At 62.3% G+C, this 26,107-nt stretch carries 22 protein-coding genes and 1 tRNA gene; 1 reads left to right on the forward strand and 22 read right to left on the reverse strand.

The genetic code is table 11. From position 1 onward, the window contains the following. Positions 1-139: 139 nt before the first annotated feature. A complete protein-coding gene (locus tag GT571_RS01100) occupies positions 140-904 on the forward strand; it encodes a DUF134 domain-containing protein (protein ID WP_161154906.1) in 765 nt (254 codons plus the stop codon). Between the two features lie 120 nt (positions 905-1,024). Here GT571_RS01100 and ffh read toward each other — a convergent pair whose 3' ends face one another. From ffh to infB, 22 genes are all read right to left on the reverse strand, one after another. Then, the gene (ffh, locus tag GT571_RS01105; RefSeq protein ID WP_161154908.1) at positions 1,025-2,500 is read right to left on the reverse strand and encodes a signal recognition particle protein; all 1,476 of its coding nucleotides are present in this window, start codon (positions 2,498-2,500) and stop codon (positions 1,025-1,027) included. Between the two features lie 10 nt (positions 2,501-2,510). Further along, entirely contained in the window at positions 2,511-3,428 is a 918-nt protein-coding gene (gene ftsY / locus GT571_RS01110) for a signal recognition particle-docking protein FtsY (protein ID WP_117629291.1), read from the reverse strand. Beyond that, entirely contained in the window at positions 3,428-6,964 is a 3,537-nt protein-coding gene (gene smc, locus GT571_RS01115) for a chromosome segregation protein SMC (protein ID WP_161154910.1), read from the reverse strand. Before smc ends, ftsY begins: the two co-directional genes overlap by 1 nt. A 10-nt stretch (positions 6,965-6,974) precedes the next feature. Next, the gene (gene rnc, locus GT571_RS01120) at positions 6,975-7,700 is read right to left on the reverse strand and encodes a ribonuclease III (RefSeq protein ID WP_089571704.1); all 726 of its coding nucleotides are present in this window, start codon (positions 7,698-7,700) and stop codon (positions 6,975-6,977) included. A gap of 3 nt (positions 7,701-7,703) precedes the next feature. Then, complete coding sequence (locus tag GT571_RS01125) at positions 7,704-7,946, reverse strand: acyl carrier protein (RefSeq protein WP_055309519.1); 243 nt, start codon at positions 7,944-7,946, stop codon at positions 7,704-7,706. A gap of 124 nt (positions 7,947-8,070) precedes the next feature. Further along, complete coding sequence (gene plsX, locus GT571_RS01130; protein WP_161154912.1) at positions 8,071-9,090, reverse strand: phosphate acyltransferase PlsX; 1,020 nt, start codon at positions 9,088-9,090, stop codon at positions 8,071-8,073. An 87-nt stretch (positions 9,091-9,177) separates the two neighbouring features. Next, entirely contained in the window at positions 9,178-9,357 is a 180-nt protein-coding gene (gene rpmF, locus GT571_RS01135) for a 50S ribosomal protein L32 (RefSeq protein ID WP_022094017.1), read from the reverse strand. A 64-nt stretch (positions 9,358-9,421) separates the two neighbouring features. Further along, the gene (locus GT571_RS01140) at positions 9,422-9,976 is read right to left on the reverse strand and encodes a YceD family protein (RefSeq protein WP_117790380.1); all 555 of its coding nucleotides are present in this window, start codon (positions 9,974-9,976) and stop codon (positions 9,422-9,424) included. Next, complete coding sequence (locus GT571_RS01145) at positions 9,976-10,473, reverse strand: ATP synthase subunit B family protein (RefSeq protein ID WP_040358176.1); 498 nt, start codon at positions 10,471-10,473, stop codon at positions 9,976-9,978. Before GT571_RS01145 ends, GT571_RS01140 begins: the two co-directional genes overlap by 1 nt. Before the next feature lie 68 nt (positions 10,474-10,541). Next, positions 10,542-11,039 (reverse strand): pantetheine-phosphate adenylyltransferase, encoded by a 498-nt coding sequence (coaD, locus tag GT571_RS01150; RefSeq protein WP_117716044.1) that lies wholly within the window; start codon positions 11,037-11,039, stop codon positions 10,542-10,544. Continuing rightward, a complete protein-coding gene (gene rsmD / locus GT571_RS01155; RefSeq protein WP_161154914.1) occupies positions 11,032-11,688 on the reverse strand; it encodes a 16S rRNA (guanine(966)-N(2))-methyltransferase RsmD in 657 nt (218 codons plus the stop codon). Before rsmD ends, coaD begins: the two co-directional genes overlap by 8 nt. Continuing rightward, a complete protein-coding gene (gene recG, locus GT571_RS01160) occupies positions 11,685-13,862 on the reverse strand; it encodes an ATP-dependent DNA helicase RecG (protein ID WP_161154916.1) in 2,178 nt (725 codons plus the stop codon). Before recG ends, rsmD begins: the two co-directional genes overlap by 4 nt. 9 nt (positions 13,863-13,871) lie before the next feature. Further along, entirely contained in the window at positions 13,872-15,533 is a 1,662-nt protein-coding gene (locus GT571_RS01165) for a DAK2 domain-containing protein (protein ID WP_161154918.1), read from the reverse strand. A gap of 27 nt (positions 15,534-15,560) precedes the next feature. Continuing rightward, positions 15,561-15,950, reverse strand: a complete 390-nt coding sequence (locus GT571_RS01170) for an Asp23/Gls24 family envelope stress response protein (protein WP_006234031.1) — start codon at positions 15,948-15,950, stop codon at positions 15,561-15,563. 161 nt (positions 15,951-16,111) lie between these two features. Then, a tRNA-Asn gene (locus GT571_RS01175) sits at positions 16,112-16,186 on the reverse strand. Between the two features lie 160 nt (positions 16,187-16,346). Beyond that, positions 16,347-17,690, reverse strand: coding sequence for an RNA polymerase sigma factor RpoD (rpoD, locus tag GT571_RS01180; RefSeq protein WP_161154920.1), 1,344 nt, complete (start codon positions 17,688-17,690; stop codon positions 16,347-16,349). A gap of 110 nt (positions 17,691-17,800) precedes the next feature. Beyond that, entirely contained in the window at positions 17,801-19,930 is a 2,130-nt protein-coding gene (gene dnaG, locus GT571_RS01185; RefSeq protein WP_161154922.1) for a DNA primase, read from the reverse strand. Next, the gene (ribF, locus tag GT571_RS01190; RefSeq protein ID WP_161154924.1) at positions 19,923-20,927 is read right to left on the reverse strand and encodes a riboflavin biosynthesis protein RibF; all 1,005 of its coding nucleotides are present in this window, start codon (positions 20,925-20,927) and stop codon (positions 19,923-19,925) included. The genes dnaG and ribF overlap by 8 nt, the downstream gene beginning before the upstream one ends. Further along, a complete protein-coding gene (gene truB, locus GT571_RS01195; protein ID WP_161154926.1) occupies positions 20,927-21,859 on the reverse strand; it encodes a tRNA pseudouridine(55) synthase TruB in 933 nt (310 codons plus the stop codon). Before truB ends, ribF begins: the two co-directional genes overlap by 1 nt. A 15-nt stretch (positions 21,860-21,874) precedes the next feature. After that, positions 21,875-22,918, reverse strand: coding sequence for a DHH family phosphoesterase (locus GT571_RS01200; RefSeq protein WP_161154928.1), 1,044 nt, complete (start codon positions 22,916-22,918; stop codon positions 21,875-21,877). Further along, the gene (gene rbfA, locus GT571_RS01205) at positions 22,911-23,321 is read right to left on the reverse strand and encodes a 30S ribosome-binding factor RbfA (RefSeq protein WP_117647311.1); all 411 of its coding nucleotides are present in this window, start codon (positions 23,319-23,321) and stop codon (positions 22,911-22,913) included. The genes GT571_RS01200 and rbfA overlap by 8 nt, the downstream gene beginning before the upstream one ends. 11 nt (positions 23,322-23,332) lie before the next feature. Further along, the gene (infB, locus tag GT571_RS01210; protein ID WP_117779148.1) at positions 23,333-26,047 is read right to left on the reverse strand and encodes a translation initiation factor IF-2; all 2,715 of its coding nucleotides are present in this window, start codon (positions 26,045-26,047) and stop codon (positions 23,333-23,335) included. Between the last annotated feature and the right edge of the window lie 60 nt (positions 26,048-26,107).

A 26,107-nucleotide genomic window follows, 5' to 3' on the forward strand; every position in this document is an offset into this window, starting at 1 on the left:
GCACACGCAATGCGCGGCAGCCAGCAACCCCACAATCGCAGACGTAACAACTTTGAATTTCTGACATATGCTAAAAAAGCTTGCGCGGAACCGCATACACGCTATCCTATTACTGACATATGTCAGATTTGGAGAGAGTATGGCAGGAAGACGCGAAAAATTACGCCGTGTTGGGATCATCCCCGAATATCGCGGCTTTACCCCCGACGGCCTTGCCAGCGGAGACGCCATCGAGATGACGGTCGATGAGCTCGAAGTACTGCGCCTGTGCGACCTGGAAGGCCTCAATCAGGAGGCGGTCGCCCAGCACATGGGCATCGCCCGCGCCACCGTGGCGGCCATCTGCAGCCGCGCACATCGCAAGGTGGCAAACGCGCTGGTCAACGGGCGGGCGCTCGTCATCGAGGGCGGCAATATCGCGTACTCCCCCATCACCGCAACGACGGCCGCATGGCCAGCAAAGGAGGTCGACACCATGAGGGTGGCAACCACGTACGACAACGGCAACATCTTTATGCACTTTGGCCGCAGCGAGCAGTTCAAGATCTACGACATTCAGGATGGCAAGGTACTCAACGAGCAGGTCGTGGGCACCGACGGCACCGGTCACGGTGCCCTTGCGGGCCTGCTCGCCAACGGTGGCGTGGACACGCTCATCTGCGGCGGCATCGGCGGTGGCGCCATCAACGCGCTTGCCCAAGCCGGCATCACGGTGTACGCAGGAGCTCAGGGCAGCTGCGACGCTTGTGTCGAGGCCCTTATCGCCGGAACGCTCGCACAGAACGGCGAGGCCACGTGCAGCTGCCACGGCCATGACCACGACCACGCCCACGAACATGGCGAGTCCTGCAGCTGCCACGGCCATCACGAGCCCGAGGGCCACGAGGGCTGCGGCTGCCACTAACGGCACGGCACCGCGAGCTCGGGGCGCGACGCTGAACGCAGCCCAACTATCAAAGCCAACAACAAAGGCCACCCGGTAACTTCCGAGTGGCCTTTGCCATATCAAGCTGGAATTACAGCCCTATTTCTTATTGCGCATCTGCGCTTCCATCTGGCGCAGCAGCTCCATATCGGACTTGGGACCGCCCGTACCCAGGCCGCCCATGCCGCCCAGACCCATAGCGTCCAGCCCAGGGATATTGGGCATGCGCATCTTCTTGCCCTTCTTGCCCTTTTTGCCCTTCTTGCCGCCGGCCTGTGCCTGATTGGCCATCGTGCGCATGCGGCCCATCATCTTGTTCATCTCGCCCCACTGCTTCATAAGGCTATTGACCTCGGTGGGGGTCACACCGGCGCCCTTGGCGATACGCGCGCGACGCTGGCCGTTGATGATGGAGGGACGCAGACGCTCCTCCTTGGTCATCGACATGATGATGGCCTCGTTCTTGTCGAAGATGCCCTCGTCCAGGTTACCGCCCATCTGGTTGAGCGCGCGCTGGCCACCGGGGAGCATGCCCAGGATACCCTTCATGCCGCCCATCTTTTTGACGGCTTTCATCTGGTCGAGCATGTCATTCATGGTAAAGCCCTCGCGCAGCATGCGCTCGGCAGCCTCGAGCTGTTCGGCATCGGCGGCCTCCTGGGCCTTCTCGATGATGCCGACAACGTCGCCCATGCCCAAGATTCGCTTGGCCATGCGATCGGGATAGAACGGCTCAAGCGAATCGGGTTTCTCGCCCATGCTCACAAACTTGATGGGCTTGCCGGTCACCTGACGCACCGAAAGCGCGCCACCGCCACGGGCGTCACCGTCGAGCTTGGAGATAATCACACCATCAAAGTCGGTGCGCTCGGCAAACGTCGAGACCACGTTGACGATATCCTGGCCGGTCATGGCGTCGACGACCATCAGCACCTGGTCGGGCTTGACGGCCTTCTTGATGTCGACGGCCTCCTGCATCATCTGCTCGTCGATCTGCAGACGACCGGCGGTATCGACGATCACCACGTCACGAAGGTGGTCGACGGCCTCCTGGATGGCGCCCTTGGCGATGTCGACCGGGTGCGCACCGTCGCCGCGGAAGACCGGCACGCCGATCTCGCCACCGAGCGTGGCAAGCTGATCGGCAGCAGCGGGACGGTAGACGTCGCACGCGGCGAGCAGCGGCGAGCGGCCCTGCTTCTTGAGCAGGTAGGCAAGCTTTACGGCAGCCGTGGTCTTACCGGAGCCCTGCAGGCCCACGAGCATGATGACATTAGGAATGCGGTTACTAAAAACGAGCTTGCTCTCGGTGGAGCCGAGCATCTCGGTGAGCTCGTCGAGCACAATCTTGACGACGTTTTGCGCCGGCGACAGCGACTCCATGACCTCGGCGGTTATGCAGCGCTCCTTGGTCTTAGCAACGAACTCCTTAACGACCTTAAAGTTAACGTCGGCCTCGAGCAGCGCCATGCGAATGTCGCGCATGGCCGAGGTGATATCGGCCTCGGTCAGCTTACCCTTGCCGCGCAGGCGGTCAAATGTGTCGTTGAGGCGATCGCTCAGAGAATCAAACACTAGTCACTCCTTAATTGGACTCGCCCACCAGGGCGCGGCAGAAATCTTTGGCGTTAAACTCCTGCAGGTCATCGACCTGCTCGCCCACGCCGATGCGCAGGATCGGGAGCTTGAGCTTCTCGGCCACGGCCATGGCGATACCGCCCTTAGCCGTGCCGTCGAGCTTAGTCATGATAATACCGTCCAGGCCCAGCGCCTCGTTAAACTCGAGCGCCTGGTTCAGACCGTTCTGACCAGTGGCGGCATCGATCACAAGCACGACCGAAACCGGCATGGGGCCGGCGGCCATATTGGCGGCGCGCTTACGCGTCACGTTGACCACCTTGGCGAGCTCGCGCATGAGCTCGGGGCTCGTATGCAGACGACCGGCGGTGTCGATAAGCACCAGGTCGCTGCCGCGCCTGTCGGCCTCGTCGAGCACGTCGTAACAAACGCTCGCCGGGTCGGAGCCGCGGTCGCGCTTGATGACGGGAACACCGGCGCGCTGACCCCACACATCGAGCTGCTCGATGGCGGCGGCGCGGAAGGTATCGGCCGAACCGATCACGACATTCTTGCCGCGGGAAGCCATGGCGCTCGCAATCTTGCCGACCGTCGTGGTCTTGCCGGCACCGTTGATGCCCACAAACAGCACGCAGCTCGGCGTATCGGAGAACGGATCGCGCTCGATGGGCACAAAGTGCTGCTCAAGCTGCTCGGCCAGAGCGCGACGAAGCTGCGGTGCGGTCTTGAGGTTCTTCTTGGCTGCGGCATCGCGCAGGTCATCGGAGACCTGAATAGCGACCTCGGCACCCATGTCACCCATAACGAGGGTGTCCTCAAGGTCCTCCCAAAAGTCCTCGTCGACCTCGCCGCCAAAGTAGAAGACCTCGTTGAGGGCCTCGCGGCTGCGCTCAAGTCCGCGCGAGAGAGCGTCAAAGAATCCCATTATGCATTCACGACCTTTCCGGTTTCGCGATCGAGTTTTTGCGAGACGACGCGGCTGACGCCGTCGGCTTGCATCGAGACGCCATAGAGAACGTCAGCGTCCTCCATAGTACGGCGCTGATGCGAAATGACCAAGAGCTGTGTATCGGAACGCAGCACATCGAGGGCTCCGATGAGCTTGGACAGGTTGGCGTCATCAAGCGCCGCCTCGACCTCGTCAAGCACATAGAACGGCACCGTGCGCGTGCGGTACACGGCAAAGAGCAGGGCGAGCGCCGTCAGACTCTTCTCGCCACCCGACATGAGCATCATCTTAGTAATGCGCTTGCCGCGCGGCTGCGCCACAACCTCAATGCCCGTCTCGGCAGGATGCTCGGGATCGGTCATCTCAAGATGAGCCTGGCCACCCGGGAACAGCATGGCGAAGATCTCGCGGAAGTTCGCGTCGACCTTCTCAAACGTCACCAGAAACGCCTTGCGCATCTTGCGATCAATGGCCACTGTGATCTTGGTGAGCGCCTTGCGCGCGCTCTCCAGATCGGCCAGCTGGTCCTCGATGTAGTCGGCGCGGCGCTTGAGCTGCTCGTACTCCTCCATGGCAACCTGGTTCACGGGGCCCAGATTGTTGATATGACGCACGAGCTGGTTGAGCTCCCGCTCGGCGGCGTCGCGGTCGGTGGGAGCAGGAAGCATGAGCGCTTCCTCGAGCACTGTGGTGCCATCGGCGGTAATGGCCTTAATGGCGGCCTCTACCTGCACCTCAAGCTTGCCGCGTGCGACCTTGAACTCGTTTTGCGTGGCAGTGGCGGTATCGACCCGCTCCTTAGCGCGGGCAACCTCGGCCTTGGCATCCTCGATGGTCTTCTTGAGCGAAGCGGAGTCCGCCTCTTCCAGAGAGGCCTGGTCACGCAGGCGCGCTGCCCAATCCGATGCGCGTTCCAACAGGGCAGAATAGCGTTCGTGCATGGGGTCGACGCGCAGGCGCAGCAGCTCGAGCGAGCGCGAAGCCTGGCGTGTTCCGCGGATACGACGGTCGATGCCCTCAAGACGATGCTCAAGGTCGGGCACGCGGCCCTTCAGCGAACGCAGGCGCTCGCTCGTCTGGGCCAGGCGCACCTTGGCATCGGCGAGCTTACCGGCGGCCTCGGAATCGTCACGGCGAACGCGATCGAGCTCATCGTTGGCCTCGGCAATCTGGAGACCCAGGTCGCTTGCCTGTGCACGCGCCTCGTCACGCGAACGGGTGAGTTCGTCAACGCGCGGGCGCGCAGCGCGAACGGCCTCGGCGGCCTGCTCGCGGCGCTTGGAGATGCGCACGCGCTCGACCTCGGCGTTGTTGGCGCTTTGCTCCAGGCGGCCAATCTCGGAGAGCAGCGAGCGGCGCTCGCCCTCAAGACGGGCGATCTCGCCGGCGGCATCGCCCTCGGCAGCACGCGCCTCCTCAACGGCCGCATTGGCCTCGACGACCTGATCCGACACATGCTCAAACACAGCAGCCAGATCGGGTTCCAGGCCCTCGAGCTCACGGATGCGGCGCTTGCGCTCCAAGGCACCCGAAGCCTCGCCGGCATCGAGCCCCACGCGCACCAGACCACCACAGCTCACGCGGGCGCCATCGGGAGTCACGTAGGTCACACCGTCAACGACAGGGGCAGCCAACGCGGCAGCCAAGTCATCGACCACGTAATAGCCGCCGAGAAGGGCCTCGACAACCGGGCCATAACCGGAGCGCACGGACAGACGATCGACCAGACGCGTACCGGCAGCGCCATTGGCAGCAGCACCGCCGCTCACGCCGCGCGCCATCAGCAGTGCCTCACCCGAGGCCTTCTTCTGGTCCAGGGCAGCGCGACCGGCGCGCTCGAGTGCGGCAGCGTTATCGAACAGCAGGGCATCGATATCACCTGCGAGCAGCTGCTCAACCAGACCCTCGAGCTCACGCGGTGCCTCGAGCACATCGCCCAGACGGCCCGAAACATCGTCGCCCAGCGCGCCCACCAGACGGCTCACCAGCGGCGAGCTGTCTGCCATGCGGGCATCGAGCTTCTTTTGGCTGGCAAGCTCCGAGCGAACCTCGGACAGCTTGTTGCGCGCTTCGCTCTCGCGATTACGCAGGTCCTTGAGGGCAGCGCGTGCCGTCTCGGTGGCCTCGCGCGCATCGTTCTGGGCCTGACGAGCCGCCTCAAGGGCACTCTCAAGCTCCTCAGCACGGTCGCGACGGCTCTCGAGCGAGGCCGTGACCTCCTCGAGCTGTTCATCGATCTGCTCCAAGCGCGAGGCGTACATGTTGTCCTCAACCTCGGCGTTACTCAGCGAGTCCTTCACCTTGGCGAGTTCGAGCGCCGCGTTATCGGCCCGACGCTGCACATCGCGTTGCTCACGCGTAAGCTGCGAAATCTGATTGTCGAGAGCCACGCGTCGCTCGTGGAGCTCAGCGGCGGCAGGACCAGCGGCGTCAACGTCCTCCTGGGCCTGCATGTGCGCGCCGGTCACTTCCTCAAGCTGTGCACGCGCGTCCTCGAGCTCCTCGACCACGCGACGACGCTGATGCTCGGAGCTCGAGATCTGGCCACGCATGTCGGACAGGCGCGACACCATGTTGTGGCCCTTTTCCTCGAGCAGGCGCATATCGGAGTTAATGCGGCCGACCACGTCTTGCATATGGCGGCGCTGCTCGCCCAGGTCGCCCACAAACAGGCCCTTTTCCTCGAGCATAACCTGGAGCTTCTCGAGCTCGCGCTCCTTTTCGCCCATGCGGTACTGCGCAAGCTCCAGCTCGGCGGCGCCTTCCTTGGAGCGGCTCTCCAGGTCGTTCCACTGCGACTGCAGCGAACGCAGCTCGTCGACGGCTAGCATCTGCGTAAGCTCGTTCGCGCGCGAGGACAGCTCTTTGTACTTGCGCGCACGATCGACCTGACGCTCCAGCGGTCGCAGCTGACGGGCGATTTCCTTATTGATGTCGCGGGCACGCGTCAGGTGCTCGTCCATCGACTTAATCTTTTTGAGCGCACGCTCCTTGCGGCGTTTGTGCTTGGAAATACCGGCGGCCTCCTCGATGAGGGCGCGGCGCTCCTCGGGGCGGCTCTGCAAAATGGCGTCGAGCTTGCCCTGGCTGATGATGGAATGCGTATCCTTGCCCAAGCCCGAATCGTGTAGGATGTCCTGAATGTCCATCAGGCGGCACGGACTCGAGTTGATGAGGTACTCGCTTTCGCCCGAGCGATACATACGACGGGTGATGGCGACCTCGTCAAAGTCGACGGGCAGCATATGGTCCGAGTTATCGAGCACCAGCGTGACCTCGGCGACACCCACCGGCTTGCGCGCTGACGAGCCCGAGAAGATGACATCCTCCATGGCCTGGCCGCGCAGCTGCTTGGCGCTCTGCTCGCCCAGGACCCACAGAATCGAGTCAGAGATGTTCGATTTTCCCGAGCCGTTGGGACCGACGATGACGGTCAGGCCCGGCTCAAACGTCATATGGGCGCGGTCGGCAAACGACTTGAACCCTTTGAGCGTGAGGGACTTGAGATACACGGTTCCTCGCTTAAACAGGCTTCTTGTTGAGAATCACGCCGTTGGTGGTGTAGCCCATGCGGTCAAGTGCCTCGAGTGCAGCGGCTCCCTCGGCTTCCTTCTTTGAGGAGCCGGAGCCGCGACCCTGGCGAATACCATCGATCAACACCACGGCGGTAAAGGTGGGCGCATGCGCAGGGCCCTCGGAGCCGACCAGCTTGTACGCGGGAGGCTCGTGGCCGTCGGCCTGCACGCACTCCTGCAAATACGACTTGGGGTTCGCAGGGTGCTCGGCACGCTCGGATGCCAAATGTGGCTTAAGCGTACGGTGGATAAACTCCGCCGCGGCATCCCAGCCGGCGTCCAGATACAGCGCGCCCACGAGCGACTCGTAGACGTTCTCGAGCGCCGAGTGCAGGCCGCGCGCGCCGGTACCGGTCTCGGAGGCACCAAAGATGATGATGTCATCGATACCCAGCTCGTGCGATACCTCGGACAGCGTGGCGCCCGAGACAAGGGACACCTTCAGGCGCGTGAGCTTGCCCTCGTCAAACTCCGGATAGGACACAAACAGGGAGCGTGCGACAACGGCGCCCAAAATGGAATCACCCAAGAACTCAAGGCGCTCGTAGCTTGCCGAGACTGGCTGGCCCTCGACGGCCGAAGGATGCGTAAGGGCCGCGCGCAGCAGCACCTTGTCATTGAACTCGTGGCCCAGAATCTCCTGGGCGCGCGTAAGTCGTTCGGATAAAGCCAAGACCTAAGCCTCCCTGGCGTTTTCGATCGCGTCGACGGCGTCGGCGACAGAGTTGAGCGAGAGCAGGGTCTCGTCATCGATCTCGAGATTGAACTCGTCCTCGATAGCCGTAACCAGTTGCAGGCGCTCGAGCGAGTTGGCATCGAGGTCGTCAAAGGTGGTCTCATCGCTAATTTCGGCAACATCGACGCCCAGAACGTCAGCAGCGACCTCGGCGATCTTGTCGAAGATTTCGGAGCGGTCCATAGCGCTTCCTCTCATAGTGCATGAATACCAAAAGAATGGTACCGCCCGGGCGGTACCAAGACACGGTTCTGATTCTACCCCACGAAGCAGGCCGCGAGGCACATAACAGCGCTCTAACTCGCTCTTACAAAACGATGCCGTCCATGGAGTTGGCGACGTTCTCGACCAGCCCCGCGCGCACGGCTTCGGCCGCCGCGAGCGTACCGTTTTTAACAGCCTCGACCGATGTGGCGCCATGGCCGATCAGGACCACGCCACGCAGGCCCAAAAGAATCGCGCCGCCCTTGGCATCACCAGAGAGCTTGGCCTTAATCTCGCGCATCTGCTTTTTGATGAGCAGCGCGGCGATCTTGGTGCCGAGCGAGGCCATAAAGGCGCCCTTGAGCTCCTGCAGCAAAAACTTGGCAGCGCCCTCGGTAGCCTTGAGAGCGATATTGCCCGACATGCCGTCGGCAACAACGACATCGAAATTGCCCGAGGTGAGGTCGGTGCCTTCGCAGTTGCCCACAAAGCCGGGAACGGCGGCTTTCATGGCCGGGAAGCAGGCCTTGGTAAAGTTGGAACCCTTCTCATCCTCGGTGCCATTGGCAAGCAGGCCCACGCGAGGATGCTCGATGCCCAGGACAACGCGGGCATAGGCGCTACCCATCTGGGCAAAACGCACCATGTCGTCGACCTCGACATCGGGGTTGGCGCCCATATCGCACAGCACCGTCAGACCGCCGGCGCGATTGGGCAGCGCATTGGTCAGACAAGGGCGCACCGGCTGCTTCTTGCCTTCGGCCATATATCTAAACGGTGTGACGTAGGCGGTCGCGGCAGCTGTCATGGCGCCGGTCGAGCCGGCGGAGAAGAACGCGTCCGCATTTCCCTTCTTGATGGCGCGGCACGACAGCACGATCGACGATTTACGCTTGGTCATCACGGCGCGAATGGGATCGTCATCCATGGCGATAACGTCGGGTGCCTCAAGGGCCTCAACACGTGCATGGGCCGCGGCAAAGGGATTGACGATTTCGGCGGGGCCAACTGCCAAGACCTCGATATCGGGATCGGCGGCAAGTGCGGCCTCGATACCATCGAGAACAACCTGAGGCTTCTCGTCTCCGCCCACAACGTCTACACAAACGCGAACGTTACTCATATACATGCTCCTTATACAAAAATGGCCGACTCATTGAGCCGGCCATTGTGGTTCCATTTGGAACGGCATCGCATCCAGAGTATACCGTTACTCGGTAACGATAACCTCGCGGTCCTTGTAGAAACCGCAGCTGGGGCACACGTGGTGCGGAAGCTTGACAGCGCCGCAACGGGGGCACGTGGACTGAGCCGCAGCCGAGATCTTCATGTTGGCGGAACGACGGGTGTGAGTGCGGATACGACCCTGCTTTTGTTTAGGTACGGGCATAGTGACCTTCCTTATGAACTATCCAGTGTGGCGATTACGCGCAAGTAGCGATACTACCACAGTTTTACTCATCGAGCTTGAGATTCTTCAATGCTGCAAATGGATTTTCCGTGGCAGCGGCCCATTCTGCCTCTGCCTGTGCGGCGCAATCGCATTGCTCGACGTTGAGATTGCAACCGCAAGTGGGACACAGACCGCGGCAATCGGGCTTGCAGAGCACCACAAACGGCGTGTCCATGACGACCGCGTCGTTGATGGGCTCACCCAGATCGACGATGCGGTCCTCACCCAGGAGCTCGTAGCCGTCCTCGAAGGCCTCGGGATCCTCGGGCTCCTCGAAGAGGTAGAACTCCTCGATCTCGCCGGCGATATCAAACGAAGCGGGCTCCAGGCAACGGTCGCACTCGCCGGTAGCGTGCGCGCGGACCATGCCCGTGAGCAAGACACCGGTACCGGCATTGGTAAAGACAACGTCGTAGTCGATGCCGTCCTGTAGCTGGTACTCCTTCTCGCCCACCGTGTAGGTGGCGACATCGACCTTGCCGGTCAGCGGATACGAATCTCCGGGAAACTCGAGCTGCTCGGAAAGATCGACGGTAACGCTCGGGAACTCAGCCATTACCACTGACCATTCTGTTGGGCGGCACCCTCGTTGAGCTGCTGACGGCAACGGGTAACGGTGCCGGTCAGGCTCTTGAGGTTCTCCTCCAGGTGCGTAAAGACCTGCTCTGCGTAGTCCTCGGCAGCATAACGCGTCTCGCGCTCGTACTGCTGGGCACGATCGCGGATGTCGTCGGCCTGCTGCTGGGCTAAGCGGACGATCTCCTGCTCACCGGCAATGGTGAGGGCCTGCTGCTGAGCGTCGGCGATGATGGAATCGGCCTGAGCGGCGGCGGAAGCCATAAGCTCCTCGCGCTCCTTAAGGATACGGCGGGACTTCTGCCACTCCTCGGGATAGCTCATGCGGATCTCGTCGAGGATGTTGAAGAACACGTCGGCGTCGATGACCTTGAACTGAGCGTTCTTGCCGAAAGGCGGCTTGGCTTCCTCGATCAGCCCTTCGAGCTCATCGACCAAGCTGACGATCCTATCGCCAGGAAAATTCTCGCCCGGCATCCGGTCTCCTTTCATAGGTAACATATCATCGTGCTAGTTTACCACATGCCACCAGGCAATAAAAAACGTCACGAAAAGCGATGTCTGAGCGCTTCGACCACGTTGGGCGGGACAAACGTCGATACATCGCTGCCGAGTGAGGCGATCTGGCGAACGACCGAGCTCGAGATATAGCCGTACTGCGGCGCACTCATGACAAAGATGGACTCCAGCTCGTTATCCAAGCGATAGTTGAGATCTGCCTGCTGCAGCTCGTACTCAAAGTCGGTCATGGCGCGCAGGCCCTTGACCACGGCCCCCGCCCCCTGCTCGCGAGCGAAGTCGACCAAGAGGCCGGTAAAGGGCAGGACCTCGACGCCGTCGATATCACCGAGCGCCTCGCGGGCCAGCGCCACGCGCTCATCGAGCATAAACGTGGTGCCCACACCGTTTTTACCCTGCGACTCGGCGACAGCGACTATCACGCTGGGAAAGATGCGGCGGGCGCGGCGGATCACATCGATATGGCCAAACGTGATGGGATCGAAGGTGCCCGGGACGATCACGCGGTTGATGGTGTCACTCATGGGCGTTCTCCTGAACCGTCGTGGCATCGTTGTTGTGAGCATCGGTGCCGGCGCAATCTTCCTTACCATCGTCATCGCCGACCCAACGAAGCAGGTCGACCGAGGTAATGCCGTAGCGCTTCTCGCGCGCGATCTCAAAGCCTGCCGGATGCGCGCCCGCATCGGCGGCGGCATGCTCAAACAGGGCATAAGCGCCAGGTGCAAGCAGACCCTGCTGAGCCAGGTTCTGCAGCAGCTCCTCGACCGGCTCGGCACCAAAAGCATAGGGCGGGTCGAGCAGGACCAGATCAAAGGGGCCGCCCGGCACACGACCGCGCGAAGCACTCGCCAGCATGTCGCCCGTTATCACGCGCCAACGCGCACGGTCACGGCAGAGCGACTCGATATTCTTGGTAATGAGCCGCGCGGCATTCCGATCGATCTCGAACGTCGTGAGCGAGCGGGCACCACGTGAGAGCATCTCTAACCCTAAGGCACCGGAGCCGCCAAAGGCGTCCAGCACGCGGACCTCGTCCAGATCGAAGTCAAATGCCGACATGACCATAGATGCGCATGCCTCGCGCACGCGATCGGTCGTGGGGCGGGTGACATCGCGACCACGGGGCTCCTCGATCTTACGACCGCGCCATTCGCCGCCGATGATTCTCATCCTCCGCTGACCTCCTTAAAAATGTGTCGATATCGCATGGCGACCGCATCGCGCAGGGGGCGCGTCGCCACGGAGTCAAGGTTGCAAGCATACCGCAAGAGCTCGACCGCGTCCAAATGGGCCCACTCGATCAGCTCCTCGTCGGCATCCAGGTCGACAAAGCGCAGAGTCACACCGCCATGCTGGCGGTACCCCAGGATTTCGCCCTCGTGGCGCAGACGAAGGTCCATCTGGGCGAGCGTAAAGCCGTCCGAGGTCTTCTCGAGCGATTGCAGGCGGTCTTGCGCCGCCGACGCGCCGCCGTTGCCCTTGGAGTGCGTCATGACCAGGCACGTGCCCGACACACTGCCACGGCCCACGCGACCGCGCAGCTGGTGCAGAGCAGCCAAACCAAAGCGCTCCCCGTTCTCGATGACCATGACGGTGGCGTTAGGCACGTCGACGCCCACCTCGACCACCGTAGTCGAGACGAGCACGTCAATCTCGCCACGCTTAAAGGCATCGATAACCTGGTCCTTCTCCCCCGCTGGCATGCGGCCGTGAAGGCGCTCGATGGCAAGACCCGGCAACGCCAGACGCAGGCGATCGAGCTCGGTCGCCGTATCGTGCAGCGGCACGGGGACCGTCACGCGGCCCTCGTCGTCGCGGGCGATACCGGGCACGTCCTCCAGATCATCGGCCGAGTCACTCGGCTCCACGAGCGGGCAAATCACGTAGGCCTGCTGACCCTTTTCATGCGCCTCGTGGATGGCGCCATAGGCAAGGTCGCGACTCGACTCGGTAAGCACGCGTGTCGTCACGCCAGCGCCAGGGACGGGACGATGGCGGATGATGCTCGTATCCAGGTCGCCGTACACCGAAAGCGCCAACGTGCGCGGGATCGGCGTGGCAGTCATAACCAGCAAGTCGGCACCAGGGCCTTTTTCGCGCAGAGCGTTACGCTGGCCCACGCCAAAGCGGTGCTGCTCGTCGATCACCACAAGCGACAAATGCTTGAACGTGACGTTCTCCGAAAGCACCGCATGGGTACCAAAGAGCACGTCGAGCTCGCCAGACTGGAGCCGAGCATGAATCTGTTCACGCTCGGCCGCCGGCGTGGCGCCCGTCAGGAGCGCCCAGGTCATGCCAGCCTGCGAGAGCAAGGGGCCGGTCTTATCGGCATATTGACGCGCCAGCACGCCCGTGGGCGCCATAACGCAGGCCTGAGTGCCGCTATCGGCCGCAACCGCCAACGCGCAGGCGGCAACGGCGGTCTTACCGGTACCGACGTCGCCCAGCAGCAGACGGTTCATCACGCGACCGCCATCGCACATGTCGTGCAGAATGTCTTGGAACGCGCCCTCCTGCTCGTCGCTCAGCGAAAACGGCAGGGCTTCCTTGAGCGCCGACAAGTGTCCGCCCGCGGTGTGGGCGTAGGGAGCAACTTCGACCAAGCCGCCGTCGTTGCGCAAGCGCAGCGCCAGCTGCAAGCAGAGGCACTCCTCGTAGGCAAGTCGCCGGCGTGCGATGTCGCGCTCGGCCATGCTCGAGGGAAAGTGGATCGAACGCAACGCACGGGCATTGCTCATGAGCTTCCGCTTTGCGCGCAGCGGCGCGGGAATGGGATCGAACGGATTGGAGACCACTTCGAGCGCACCGCTCACGATACGGCGCATCCATGCCTGACTCACGCCGTCACTTACGTAGTGGACCGGCAGGATGGTGCCGGCGGCGCGCCCATCCTCGAGCTTTTCAAAGTGGGGCGAGGCCATCTGCTTAAAACCGTAGGCAAACTCGACCTTGCCCATCACGGCCAGGCGATCGCCCTGCTTGAACTGCTGGGCAATCCAAGGCTGACGGAAAAAGGCAACCTGCAGCACGCCCGTCTCGTCCACAAGCGAGACCTCAGTCACCTGCATGCGCGGACGGGGCTGCTTTTGGACAATACGATCGACCGTGGCGATGATGGTGCACACGGTACCGATGGGCGCCATCTCGATGGACCACGAGCGAGTGAAGTCCAGGTAGCGATGAGGAATATGGAGAAGGAGGTCCCCCACCGTCCGAATTCCCAGACGGCGAAGGGCCTCCTCACGTTTACCCGAAACATATTTGAGTCGCGCGATATCCTCGTCGAGCGCATTGCTCTGGGCAAAACGCTCCGAGACGCGCGGCACGGAGCACAGCTCGGACATAGGCAGAGCCTACTCGATCGAGAAGATCACGGGATAGAGCGGCTGCTCGCCACGATGGGCGTCGATCTCCAGATCGGGCTGAGCCTCCTCGATAGCGTCGACGATCTCCTGGAAGGCCTCGTCGGACAGCTCCTCGCCGGCCAGAATCGTCAACGCGTCGCCCTCCTCTTCCTCCTGCATACGGTTGATGCAGTCGAGCGTGACCTGCTTCACGTCGGAGCCGACCACGTCGATGGAGCCGGCGATGATGCCCATGACGTCACCGGAGTGAATCGGCGAGCCGTCGGAGGCGCTGGAGTCGCGCACGGCGCGGGTGACCTCGCCATCGCGGACCTCGCTGATGGCGTCGACCATAGCGGCAACAGCATCCTCGAGCTCGGAATCGGGCAGGACCGCGAACAGCGCGGAGAAGGCCTGCGGGACGGTCTTGGTGGGAACGACGGCGACCTTCTTGTCGGTGCAGGCGGAGGCAGCAGCCTCGGCAGCCATGCGGATGTTGCCGTTATTGGGCAGGATGATGACCGAGGTCGCGTTAACCTGGTCCACCGCGCCCAGCAGGTCGGCAGTCGAGGGGTTCATGGTCTGGCCACCCGACACGATCACATCGACGCCGAGGGACTTGAGGATGTCAGCCTCGCCGGAACCGGCGGCAACGGCGACAAAGCCCAGGGCCTTCGCGGGCTCGGTGGCCTTCTCCTGGTCCTCGTGGATCTTAGCGGTACGGTCGTGGGCCTCCATCTCCATGTTGTGGATGAAGACCTCGTAGATCTGACCGAGCTGCAGCATGTGCTCGAGCACCAGGTTGGGGGTGTTGGAGTGCACGTGGATCTTGTAGTCGGGATAGGCACCAACGAGCAGCTCGCAGTCGCCCATGGAACCCAGGAACTTAAGGCACTCGTCCTCGTCAAAGGGAGCGTCGGCCTTAAAGAGGAACTCGTTGCAGTAGCGGAACTCCGAGCCCTCCCAGTCGTCGTTAGCCTCGATCTCGACACGGCCAAGAGCGGCGTCACGGGCAGAGCCGGCGGAATCAAACGTGGCGGAGAAATCCTCGACCACGGTGCTGCGGCCAAGAGCGGCGGCAACAAAGTTCTCCAAGAAGATGGCAAAGCCAAAGGCGCCGGAGTCGACCACGCCGTTCTCCTTGAGGACGGGCAGCAGGTCGGGTGTGCGGGCGACGGACTGGTAGGCCTCGACGACGATGGCGTCGAGCGCATCCTCGGCAGAGAACTTCTTCTTCTCGCACTCGTCTGCCTTGGTCGAAACATCACGCAGGACCGTGAGGATCGTGCCCTCGATGGGCTTACGAACAGCCTGGAAGGCAACCTTGACGGCACGACGGAAGGCGAAGGCGATATTGGCGGACGTGATAGGCTCATCGGCAGAGACAAGGCCCTCGGCCACGCCGCGCAGGATCTGCGAGGTGATGACACCGGAGTTGCCGCGGGCGCCCATGAGGGAGCCGTGGGTGATGGCGCCAGCGATGGCCTCCATGTCGGCATCGGCGGGAAGGGCGGAAAGCTCCTTGGTCACCGAGGCGAGCGTGAGCGACATGTTGGTGCCGGTGTCACCGTCGGGTACGGGGAAGACGTTGAGCTTGTTGATCTCCTCGGCCTTTTCGGAAACGGCAGCCGCAGCGATCGGAAAACAGGTGCGAATGGTCTTTGCAATCATGAGTGGTGAAATCTCCGTATTCGGATGCTAGTTCAGACGGCTCTTGAGCGCGTCGATGTGAATGCCGATCTTAAGGCTGGCGGGATCGATTTGGGCGATCTCCTGCAGGGTGAAGGCGACGGAGCTCGAAAGATTGTGGCAGACGGACTTCATGTTGACGCCGTTCTCGAGCACGACGTGAAGGTCGACCGTGAGGCCGTTCTCGTCGGCGGAAACAAGCACGCCCTTGCGGAGGCGCTGGCCGGCAAGCAGGCGCACGCTCTCGGCGCCCTGCAGCTGCTCGGCCATACCGACGACGCCGTAGCACGTCATCGCGGCATAACCGGCAATATCGGCAATAACGTCGTTCGAAACGCTCAGGCTGCCGTTAATGGTCTCAGACACAAGAATCTCCTTTTCTGGTGCTCGCGGCACCATGTCGTGGGAGCAATCATTCCAATATTTTACAACGACCGCGCCATGTTAAGGCGGCGGGGTTCGCGATTACATCCTCGACACGAAATGTTGATATGGTAACGTTCGCCACAGGTGATCGCGACATGAAAAAACCCGCCGCAAAAGCGACGGGTTTTACAACCTGGCTCCCCGGGTAGGACTCGAACCTACAACAGCGCGGTTAACAGCCGCGTGCTCTACCATTGAGCTACCGAGGAATAGGTGCGTGCTCTCAAGCAACGAAGTTTATTATACGGACGAATCAGCTTAGGGCAAGAACTTTTTTGAGAATTTTTCCGACCTAGTCATTGGAGACGTCCCCAACGACTACATGAAAGCGCCCCCAAGCGGATGTGCTTGAGGGCGCCTCTTGCTTGACTAGCTTTCGATGTAGTCTTTCAGCTTGCTGCTGCGGCTGGGATGGCGGAGCTTGGCCAGGGTCTTGGACTCGATCTGGCGGATACGCTCGCGCGTGACACCAAACTCGCGACCGACTTCCTCGAGCGTGCGGGGATGTCCGTCAACGAGACCAAAGCGCAGCTCGATAACCTTGCGCTCACGATCGGCAAGCGAATCGAGCACCTGGGTGAGCTGCTCCTGCAGCATGGAGAAGCTGGCGGCATCGGGCGGAACGATAGCCTGGGAGTCCTCGATGAAGTCGCCCAGCTGGGAATCCTCTTCCTCACCGATCGGGGTCTCGAGCGACACGGGCTCCTGCGAAATCTTCTGGATCTCGCGGACGCGGTCGGCGCTCATGTCCATCTCAGCACCGATCTCCTCAGGGGTCGGGTCGCGACCCAGATCCTGGAGGAGCTGGCGTTGCACGCGGACGAGCTTGTTGATGGTCTCGACCATGTGCACGGGAATACGGATGGTACGGGCCTGGTCGGCAATAGCGCGCGTAATGGCCTGACGGATCCACCACGTGGCGTACGTGGAGAACTTAAAGCCCTTCTGGTAGTCGAACTTCTCGACGGCGCGGATCAGACCGAGGTTGCCCTCCTGGATCAGATCCAGGAACAGCATGCCACGGCCGACATAGCGCTTGGCGATGGAGACGACCAGACGCAGGTTTGCGCTGATGAGCGCCTGCTTGGCCTCAAGACCAACATTCTCAATACGCGTAAGTCGACGCATCTCGGAGCGTGTGAGTTCAATCTCGCCTGCATCGGCAGCCTCGAGCTTCTCGGTAGCCTCGAGACCGGCCTCAATCTTCATGGCCAGATCGACCTCTTCAGATGCGGTCAGCAGGTCGACCTTACCGATCTCCTTGAGGTACATACGAACCGGGTCGCCGGTCAGCATCACCGTGGAGGCATCGATGCCGCGCACGCGCGAACGCGAACGGGACGTGCGCACGGTGCGCTTCTTCTTGCTCTTGGAAGAGCCCATCTCGGCATCGGCCTGGCGGGCCATCTTAAGCTCGTGATCGTCAAGCGAGCCGGAATCGTGCTCGTCATCGTCATCGAAATCGTCGGTATCGTTATCGTCATCGTCGACGCCCATCGGGGCGTCGTCGTTTCCGCTCGCGGAGATAATCTGGATGCCGCTGTTGCGCAGCGCGGAATACACCGCGTTGAGCTGCTCATCGGAGACATCGATATCCTTCAGGGCGACCTGAATCTCGTCCTCGGTTACCGAAGTCCTGTTTGAGCCGTTGCCCATGAGCTTTGCAACGTAGGATTCCAGCCCAGTACCCGTGCTCTCAGTCTTTTTTGGCACAGATTCTCCCTTCGTAGTCCACAGGACTCAATACTTTAGCACACACGTAGACGTCTATACCCAAAATAAAGACAGGATATAGGCGAGAATACGCTGGTTGACCACAACATCTAGGCCTGATCGGCACCTGCGGTCTCCAAACCGATCAAACGGAACGGGTCGGCCACGCCACCGATCGACTTTTGGAGCTCGCGCTGGCGCTGTGAATCTTGCACCGCCTGCATAGTCAACACGCGACGGGCCTCATCGTCGAGTGAACGGTCCTGACGCAACTTGGCCTGCGCGGCTCGCATGCGACGTTTGATGGTGTAGAGCTCGAGCGTATCGAGCATAAAGACGATGTTCGTCTCGGTCGGGTGCTTACTCGTCGCCGAGATGCGCCCGGCGCTGACAAGCGACGCCGCCTCGGGACACACCGCGCGCGCCGCATCCATGCAGGCCGCAGGATCGGTGCCCGGGGGCGTCGCAAGTACGGCCCACGCAATGGACTCGTGACGCGGGTCGACCCACTCGATAGAACAAATACGATCGGCATACGTGCGGAACAGATCGGGGTAGCTCGTGAGCATCGTAAGCAGCTCGCGCTCCCCCGCCAGGGATTTCCGCTCCAGATCGGTCAAAACAATCGGCATCGACGGAGCTGCCGCCGCGCTTGAACTATCGGCAACGGTCGCAGCGCTTTCCATCCCCGCTGGCACATCGATTGGCGGCAGGTCCTCGTCGACCTGCACCGGAGCGGCCCCATAGGCATCAACCGGAACGTAGTCGTACGGGTCCTCCTCGACCGGTGCGGACACCGGCGGCGTCGCACCCGCGGCCCAGGCACCGCGACCGGCACTGCGCGCACCAGTCGCACCGCCGCCCAAGCTTCGTCCCTGCGAACCGCCCGCGCGCTCAGCTTGCGCGCGTTGACGCTCATAGCTCTGCTCACGCCGGCGCTCGGCATCCTCGCGCTTGGCGACATCGCGAAACACACGGCCCGAACTCGCGCGCACGGTCTCCAAGTCCAAGCCAAGCAGATCGGCAATCTGGATAAAGTACGTGTCGATCATATAGCTGTCGCGCAAAGGATAGATGAGCGTCAGCGCGTCCTCGAGCGCTTTAGCGCGACCGCCCGGCGTGGTAATGTCGCTCGACTCCTGCAGCGAACGGTAGACAAAGTCCATGAGGGGCTCGGCCGCGTCAATGCGCGCCTGCAGCGCCTCGCCACCATGCGCCGTGATGAACTCCATGGGGTCGTTGCCGTCAGGCAGCACCACGCAGCGCAGGTCCATCGAATCCTGCTCGATAAACTGAATCGCGCGACGGGCAGCCTTTTGACCGGCAGCATCGCCATCGAACATATATACAATGCGCTTGGCAAAACGGGTGAGTGTCTTAACGTGATGTTCCGTCAGCGCCGTCCCCAGCGTGGCGACGACGTTTTTGATCCCTGCCTCCCAGCAGGCGATACAGTCGGTATAGCCCTCCACCACGATGGCGGTATCCTGCGCAACGATAAACTCCTTGGCCCAGTTAAAGCCATAGAGGTTTCGTTTCTTATGAAACACGCTCGTCTCGGCGGTGTTGAGGTACTTGGGCTGGCCATCGCCCATGATGCGCCCGCCAAAGGCGATATTGTGACCCTGCTCATCAAAGATGGGAAACATCACGCGATCGTAAAAGCGGTCCGCGAGCTGTCCGCGCCCACGGCTCACGGCCACGTTGGCGTCAATCATCTCCTGCGGGGTAAAGCCCGCTTGAGACAGATGCGAAACCAGCGCGTTGCGACCCGGCGCAAAGCCCAGGCAGTAGCGTCGACAGACATCTCCGCCCATGCCGCGGCTGGCAAAGTACTCGCGCGGGCGGCTGTCCTTACCGCGCATAAGCATGGTGTGGTAGAACTGAGCCGTCTCGGCGCACAGGTCATAGATGCGGGCACGCTTGGTGCCACGATCGCGCTGCGCACCGGTATCGTGCAGCTCAATGCCCGCACGATCAGCCAAATAGCGGATCGACTCGGGAAAACTCAGGTTCTCGCGCTTCATGATATAGGTAAAGACGTCGCCGCCCTCGCCGCAGCCAAAGCAGTGCCACACCTGCGTAGCAGGGATAATGTGAAACGATGGGGTCTTTTCGCCATGAAACGGGCAGCAGCCCCAAAACTCATGGCCACGGGGCTTGAGCTCAACCGTTTCCTGCACGATGGCAACCAGGTCCGACGCCGCGCGTACCTGATCTTTTTCCTCATCGCTAATCACGGATACTCACCCCCTGCTCACCCAAGTTATGACGTATATCGTCGATATTACCCTCGACGGTCGCGATAAGCTCGTCCAGGGAATCGAACACGCGAGACGGACGCAGCCAGCGCGTAAACGCCAGCGACACGGAAGCGCCATACAGGTCGCCCGCATAGCCGATTAAGTTGGCCTCGAGATGCGCCGAGGCGGCATCATCGGCATAGGTCGGCGGCAGACCGACGTTAACGGCAGCAGGCCATACGGTATCGTCGACCAGCACCAGACCCTCATAGACGCCATCGGCAGGCACTTGGATGCCGTCGGGCACCTGGATGTTTGCCGTGGGAAATCCCATGTCGGAGCCCTCGTGACGGCCAGCCGCCACAACGCCGCGCACCATATAGGGACGGCCGAGAAGCTCGGCAGCCAGCTCCACATGACCCTGGGCCAGCTCATGGCGGATGCGCGTGGCACAGATGGTCTGCCCGTTAACGCAGAGCAGGTCGTGACCGTAAACGTCAACCCCACGCTCAACACCCCAGGCGCGCATCTCGGCAACGCCCGAAGCGCCGCCACGGCCGAGCCTAAAGTCGCTGCCTACACGAATGGAGCGAATGTCGACAACGCGCGACAACAGCGCCAGGAACCCGACATGGTCGAGTGCCGCCACGGCGGGTGTAAAGGGAACGGCCACCACCGCATCGACCCCGGTTTGAGCCAGGGCGTGCAGGCGGTCGGCCGTCGTCATCAATTTTTGAGCGGGCGAAGGACTCACCACGACGTCCGGATCAGGATCGAAGGTGACCACGACCGCTTTGCTGCCGTGACCATGCGCATCGCGAATAACCGCGTCGATCAGTTCTTGGTGCCCACGATGCACGCCATCAAACACGCCAATGGCGATCGACGCGGCACCCAAGAACTCGCACCCATCAAATGCATCGGCAGAAACGATACGGGCCTCATCCAACTCACCCGCGAAAAAGATACGCGCGAGCTCGTGGGGCGTCAGCATTATCGAACACCGCCGATCGCCTGCGGAAAGACGTGCTCCATCACAAAGCGGCCGCCCTCGATACGAGCAAGCGCCTTGAGTCCCCCATCGAGCACGAGAGCGAACGGTGCCTTCGCCGTATCGAAGTCCGCAAGCGCGCGTTCAACGGGAATGCGGCGACCACAAAGCAGGTCGTCTGCAAGATTACCCGGCAAATCGACACGCGTGGCACCAAGGGCGGCGATGGGATCAAGAGCGAAGCCGGCAGCGGACTCGGGAGAAAGCTCCTCGACCGCATGACAGGTGCCAATGGAAACAACACCGGAGGCCGTTCGGCGCAGCGCGGAAATATGCGCAGCACTATCGCAGGCGCGACCCAGGTCGCGAGCGAGCGCGCGAATGTAGGTGCCCTTGCTTACCGAAAACGCCACGGTCCAGACGCACGTATCACCTTCGCCGCCCACGGCAATCAGGTCGGCGGCATAGACCTCGACGGGGCGCGGAGGTAAGTCCACCGCATTGCCCTCGCGAGCAGACTTGTAGGCGCGAACGCCATTGACCGAGATGGCCGAAAACGCCGGCGGCACCTGCATCTGCGGACCCAGCATAGCGGCCAGCTGCTCACGGGCGTAAGCGGAATCGCGCAGCTCGGGGGCAACGGGCACCGTGCGGACGGCCTCGCCCTCCGCGTCATCGGTATTGGTCTCGACGCCAAACGAAATGTCAGCGACATAACTTTTGGTATCGAGGGTTAGCATGCCAAGCAGACGGGTCGCCTGGCCCACGCCCACCACCATGACACCCGAAGCCATGGGGTCGAGCGTACCGGCATGGCCGATGCGTCGCTCATGGAGGGCGCGTCGGCACTGCGAAACCACGTCGTGGGACGTACAGCCCACCGGCTTATCGACGGCGAGCAGCATATTCAATTGGGAAGGCGTACGACGAGCCATGTACCATCCAAAATGTTAGAGCTCGACGGTCACCGAAGCGGGATCCTCCCCTACCAGCTCGGCCAGCATGGGGAGTGCCGCGGTGAGCGTCTCGAGAATCGTTCCGTTGTTAGAGAAACCGGCGGCCGCGGGATGCCCGCCACCGCCAAAAGCAGCAGCGATCTCGGAAACATTGAGGTCGCCCTTGGAGCGCAGGTTGCCGCGCACCTTGGTATCGCCCTCAATGCCCTTCAGGAACAGGCAGACCTCCACACCCATCACCGAACGCACCACATCGACCAGGCCGTCGCACTCGTCCGAAGTGACGCCGCAGGCCTCGAGGTCGCTCTGGTACGCATAACTATATGCCACACGACCGTGCGCCACTGTCTTGATGCGGCCCATAACGATGGACTTGAGATGCAAGAACTCTACGCGCATGCTCTGGTAGACCTCGAGCGCAACGCGCGCCGGATCGGCACCGTGCGCGACCAGGCGCGAGGCGGCATGGAACGCAGCGGCATCGGCGTTTTGGTACTGAAAACGACCGGTATCGGTCACCAGGCCGCACAGCAGGCAGGTCGCGACACCATCGCGAGCCACAATACCGCAATTGTCCAAAAAGCGGTCGATGATCATGGCGCAGGCCGCGGCGTCGACGCACCTCAGGCTCAGCTCGGCAAATTCCTCGCGCGCCGGATGGTGATCGAAGCACACCACATGCGACGAGCGGCGGAGCACATCGGCGGAGTTGTTCAGACGCTCGACAACCGGCACGTCCACCGAGATGAACAGGTCCGGATTGCCAGTATACGCAGATGCCGGCACCAGACGGTCGGCACCCTCCATAAAGCGGTAGATGCGCGGAACCGGGTCATCGTCTGCCAGCAGCAGGGCAATGTCCTTGTTGGGGAAAAACTTCATAAGCGAGAGGCCCAGACCCAGCACGGAGCCCAGGGCGTCACCATCGGGAGACGTATGTCCCGAAATCGCAATGGAGGACGCACCCTCGATGAGCTCGAGAATGCGTCGCTGAATATCTGCAGACTCGCACGATGCGAGGTCGGCGGAATTACTCATCTAAAGCTGCCTCCTGGGCGGCATCCGCAATTGGATAGCCGTCCTCGTCCTTTTCGATCGCAAGCGTGGCGGGAACGTTTTCCAGCGCGCGCGTGATGCGCTCGGCCTCATCGGTCGAGCGATCGATGCGAAAATCGAGCTCGGGCGTGACGCGCCAATCGAGCGAGCGGGCCAGCAGGCTACGGATGCGGCCCTTGGCGCTGGCGAGCGCCTCCATGACCTCGTCGTAGCGGCTCGCGTCGCACGACACGTACACGCGCGCGAACGAACGGTCCACCGCGACCTCGACCGCGGTCAGGGTGACCAGGTCGAGACGCGGATCGGAAACCTCAAAGAGCAGGATATAACCGAGCTTCTCGCGAAGCTGCTCGCCCAAACGGCGGGTTGCCTGCGTTTGCTTCATAGCGCTACCCCCTACTCGGTACGGGCAACCTGGTCGATGCGGTAGCCCTCAATGGTGTCGCCAGGCTTGATGTCCTGGAAGTTCTCCAGGCCAATACCGCCCTCGGAGCCGCTCTTGAGGCTCTTGGCCTCGTCCTTGTAGTGGCGCATCGAGGCGATTTTACCGTTGAAGACCACGATACCGTCGCGCACCAGGCGCACGGAATCGGTCGCGGCGATCTCGCCCTCTTCGACGCGGACACCGGCGGCGATACCGACCTTGGGCACCTTGAAGGTGTCCAGAACGGTCGCGGTACCCGTGGAAACCTCGACCTCGGTGGGCTTGAGCATGCCGATACGGGCTGCGTCGAGGTCCTCGAGGCACTTGTAGATGACGTCGTAGCAACGGATCTCGACGCCCTCGCGCTCGGCGGCGGAGCGGGCCTTGCCGTCGGGACGGACGCCAAAGCCGATGATGATGGCGTTGGAGGCGTCGGCCAGAACGACGTCGGTCTCGTTGATGGCGCCAACGGCGGAGTGGATCGTGTTGATGCGCACCTCGGACTGGTCCATCTTGTCGAGGGAGTCCTGAAGGGCCTCGATAGAACCCTGGACGTCGGCCTTGATGATCAGGTTGAGCTCCTTGACCTCGGCGTCGGCGATGGTCTCGAAGAGGTTCTCGAGCGTCACGTGCTTCACGCGGCTCTGCTCCTCGATACGGGCCTTGAGCGAACGCTCGTCGGCCAGGGCGCGTGCCTCGCGCTCGTCCTCGAACACGCGGAACTCATCGCCGGCGTTGGGGACGGACTGCAGGCCCAGGATCTCGACGGCGTCGGAGGGACCGGCCTCGGTGACGGCGTTGCCCTTGGGGTCGAGCATGGCGCGGACGCGGCCGTAGGTAAGGCCGGCGACCAGCGTATCGCCCACGTGCAGGGTACCGCGGGTCACGAGCACGGTGGCAACCGAGCCGCGGCCCTTGTCGAGCTTAGCCTCGAGGACGTTGCCCGAAGCGAACGTATCGGGGTTGGCCTTGAGCTCGAGCACGTCGGCCTGGAGCAGGACGGTCTCGAGCAGGTCGTCGATACCGATCTTCTGCTTGGCAGAGATGTTGACGAACATGTTCTGTCCACCCCACTCCTCGGGGATGATGCCGTACTCGGTGAGCTCCTGGCGCACGCGGTCGGGGTTGGCACCCGGCTTATCGATCTTGTTGACGGCGACGACGATGGGGACGCCGGCGGCCTTGGCGTGGTTGATCGACTCAATGGTCTGGGGCATGACGCCGTCGTCGGCAGCCACGATCAGAATGACGATGTCGGTCACCTTGGCGCCGCGGGCACGCATGGCCGTAAAGGTGGCGTGACCGGGGGTATCGATGAAGGTAATCTTGCGGTCGTTAATCATGACCTGCGAAGCACCGATGGCCTGAGTAATGCCGCCCGCCTCGCCGGCAGCGACGCCGGTGTGACGGATGGCGTCGAGGAGGCTCGTCTTGCCGTGGTCGACGTGGCCCATGACGGTGACGACCGGGGCACGCGGCTTAAGGTCGGCGGGATCGTCGTAGAACGAGAAGGTGTTCTCCTCCTCGGGGGTGATGATCTTGATCTGGCGGCCCAGATCGTCGGCAACGAGCTCGACGAGGTCGTCGGACATGGACTGCGTCATGGTAAGCGGCGTGCCCAGCAGGAACAGGCGCTTGATGATGTCGTTGGCCGGAACGTCGAGCGCCTCGGCGAGCTCCTGGACGGTAACGCCCTGGGAGACCTTGATGGCGTCGAGGTCCTCGGGGTTCACGCCCTGGGCCAGCGCCTCCTCAATCTTGCGCTCTTCCTGAGCCTTTGCGGCCTCGCGCTCGCGCTTCTCCTTGCGCTTTTTGCGGCGACCAGTGGACTCGCGAGAGGCCTCCTCGACGGCGGCACGAGCCTCCTCGAGCACCTTCTCGCGACTATACTCCTCGGCCTCGCGAGCCATGCGGCTGTAGTGGTCCTCTTCGTTGTTGTGACCGCCCTTGCGCTTCTTGCCCTTGCCCTGCTTGTCGGGGTTGGGGAAGTCCATGCCGGCAGCGACGTTGTTGCTGGCATTGGTGCGATGGCTGTGGGGACGGTTCTCGGAGGCATTGCGCTCGGAGTTGTTGTCGGAGGCGTTGCGATCGTTACGACGGCCACCGCGACGGTCGTTGTTGCCGCCGCGACGGTTGCCGCGCTCGGCAGCGCGCTCGGCCTTGGCCTTCTGCTCGGCGTCCTTCTTCTCCTTGAGCACGGTCTCCTGTGCGGCGATCTGGTCGAGCAGCGAACGGAAGCGCGAACCGGAGTCGGAAGCGGGAACGGCGCGGCGCTGGGCCTCGCGGGCAGCCTCCTCCTTCTCGCGAGCAAGACGCTCCTGCTCGGCCTTCTTCTTGGCCTCGGCCTCGGCGCGGGCGGCCTCCTCGGCAGCCTGGGCGGCGGCGAACTGGCGGCGCTCCTCCTCGCGTGCCTTCTCGGCGGCGATGCGCTCGCGCTCGGCCTCGGCAGCGCGTGCTGCCTCCTCGGCGGCGGCTGCCTGCTCCTCGGCCTGCTTGGCGGCCTCAACTTCCTGGGCGCGGGCCTCGATCACCGAGGCGAGCTGTTTGCGGACCATAGCGACGTAGGCGTCCTCCAGGGCGGAGGAAGCGGACTTAGCGGGAATCTTCATTTCGGCGAGATGACCCATCAGTTCCTTGGAGGTCATGCCGAACTCTTTGGCCAGGGTGGACACACGGACTTTTGCCATATGACTTCACCTACCCTTTCTGGCACCTTGGGTGCCTAGAGACTGAACGAGCGTGGGGTA

The sequence above is a fragment of the Collinsella aerofaciens genome (assembly GCF_009876115.1).
GTDB lineage: Bacteria > Actinomycetota > Coriobacteriia > Coriobacteriales > Coriobacteriaceae > Collinsella > Collinsella aerofaciens_N.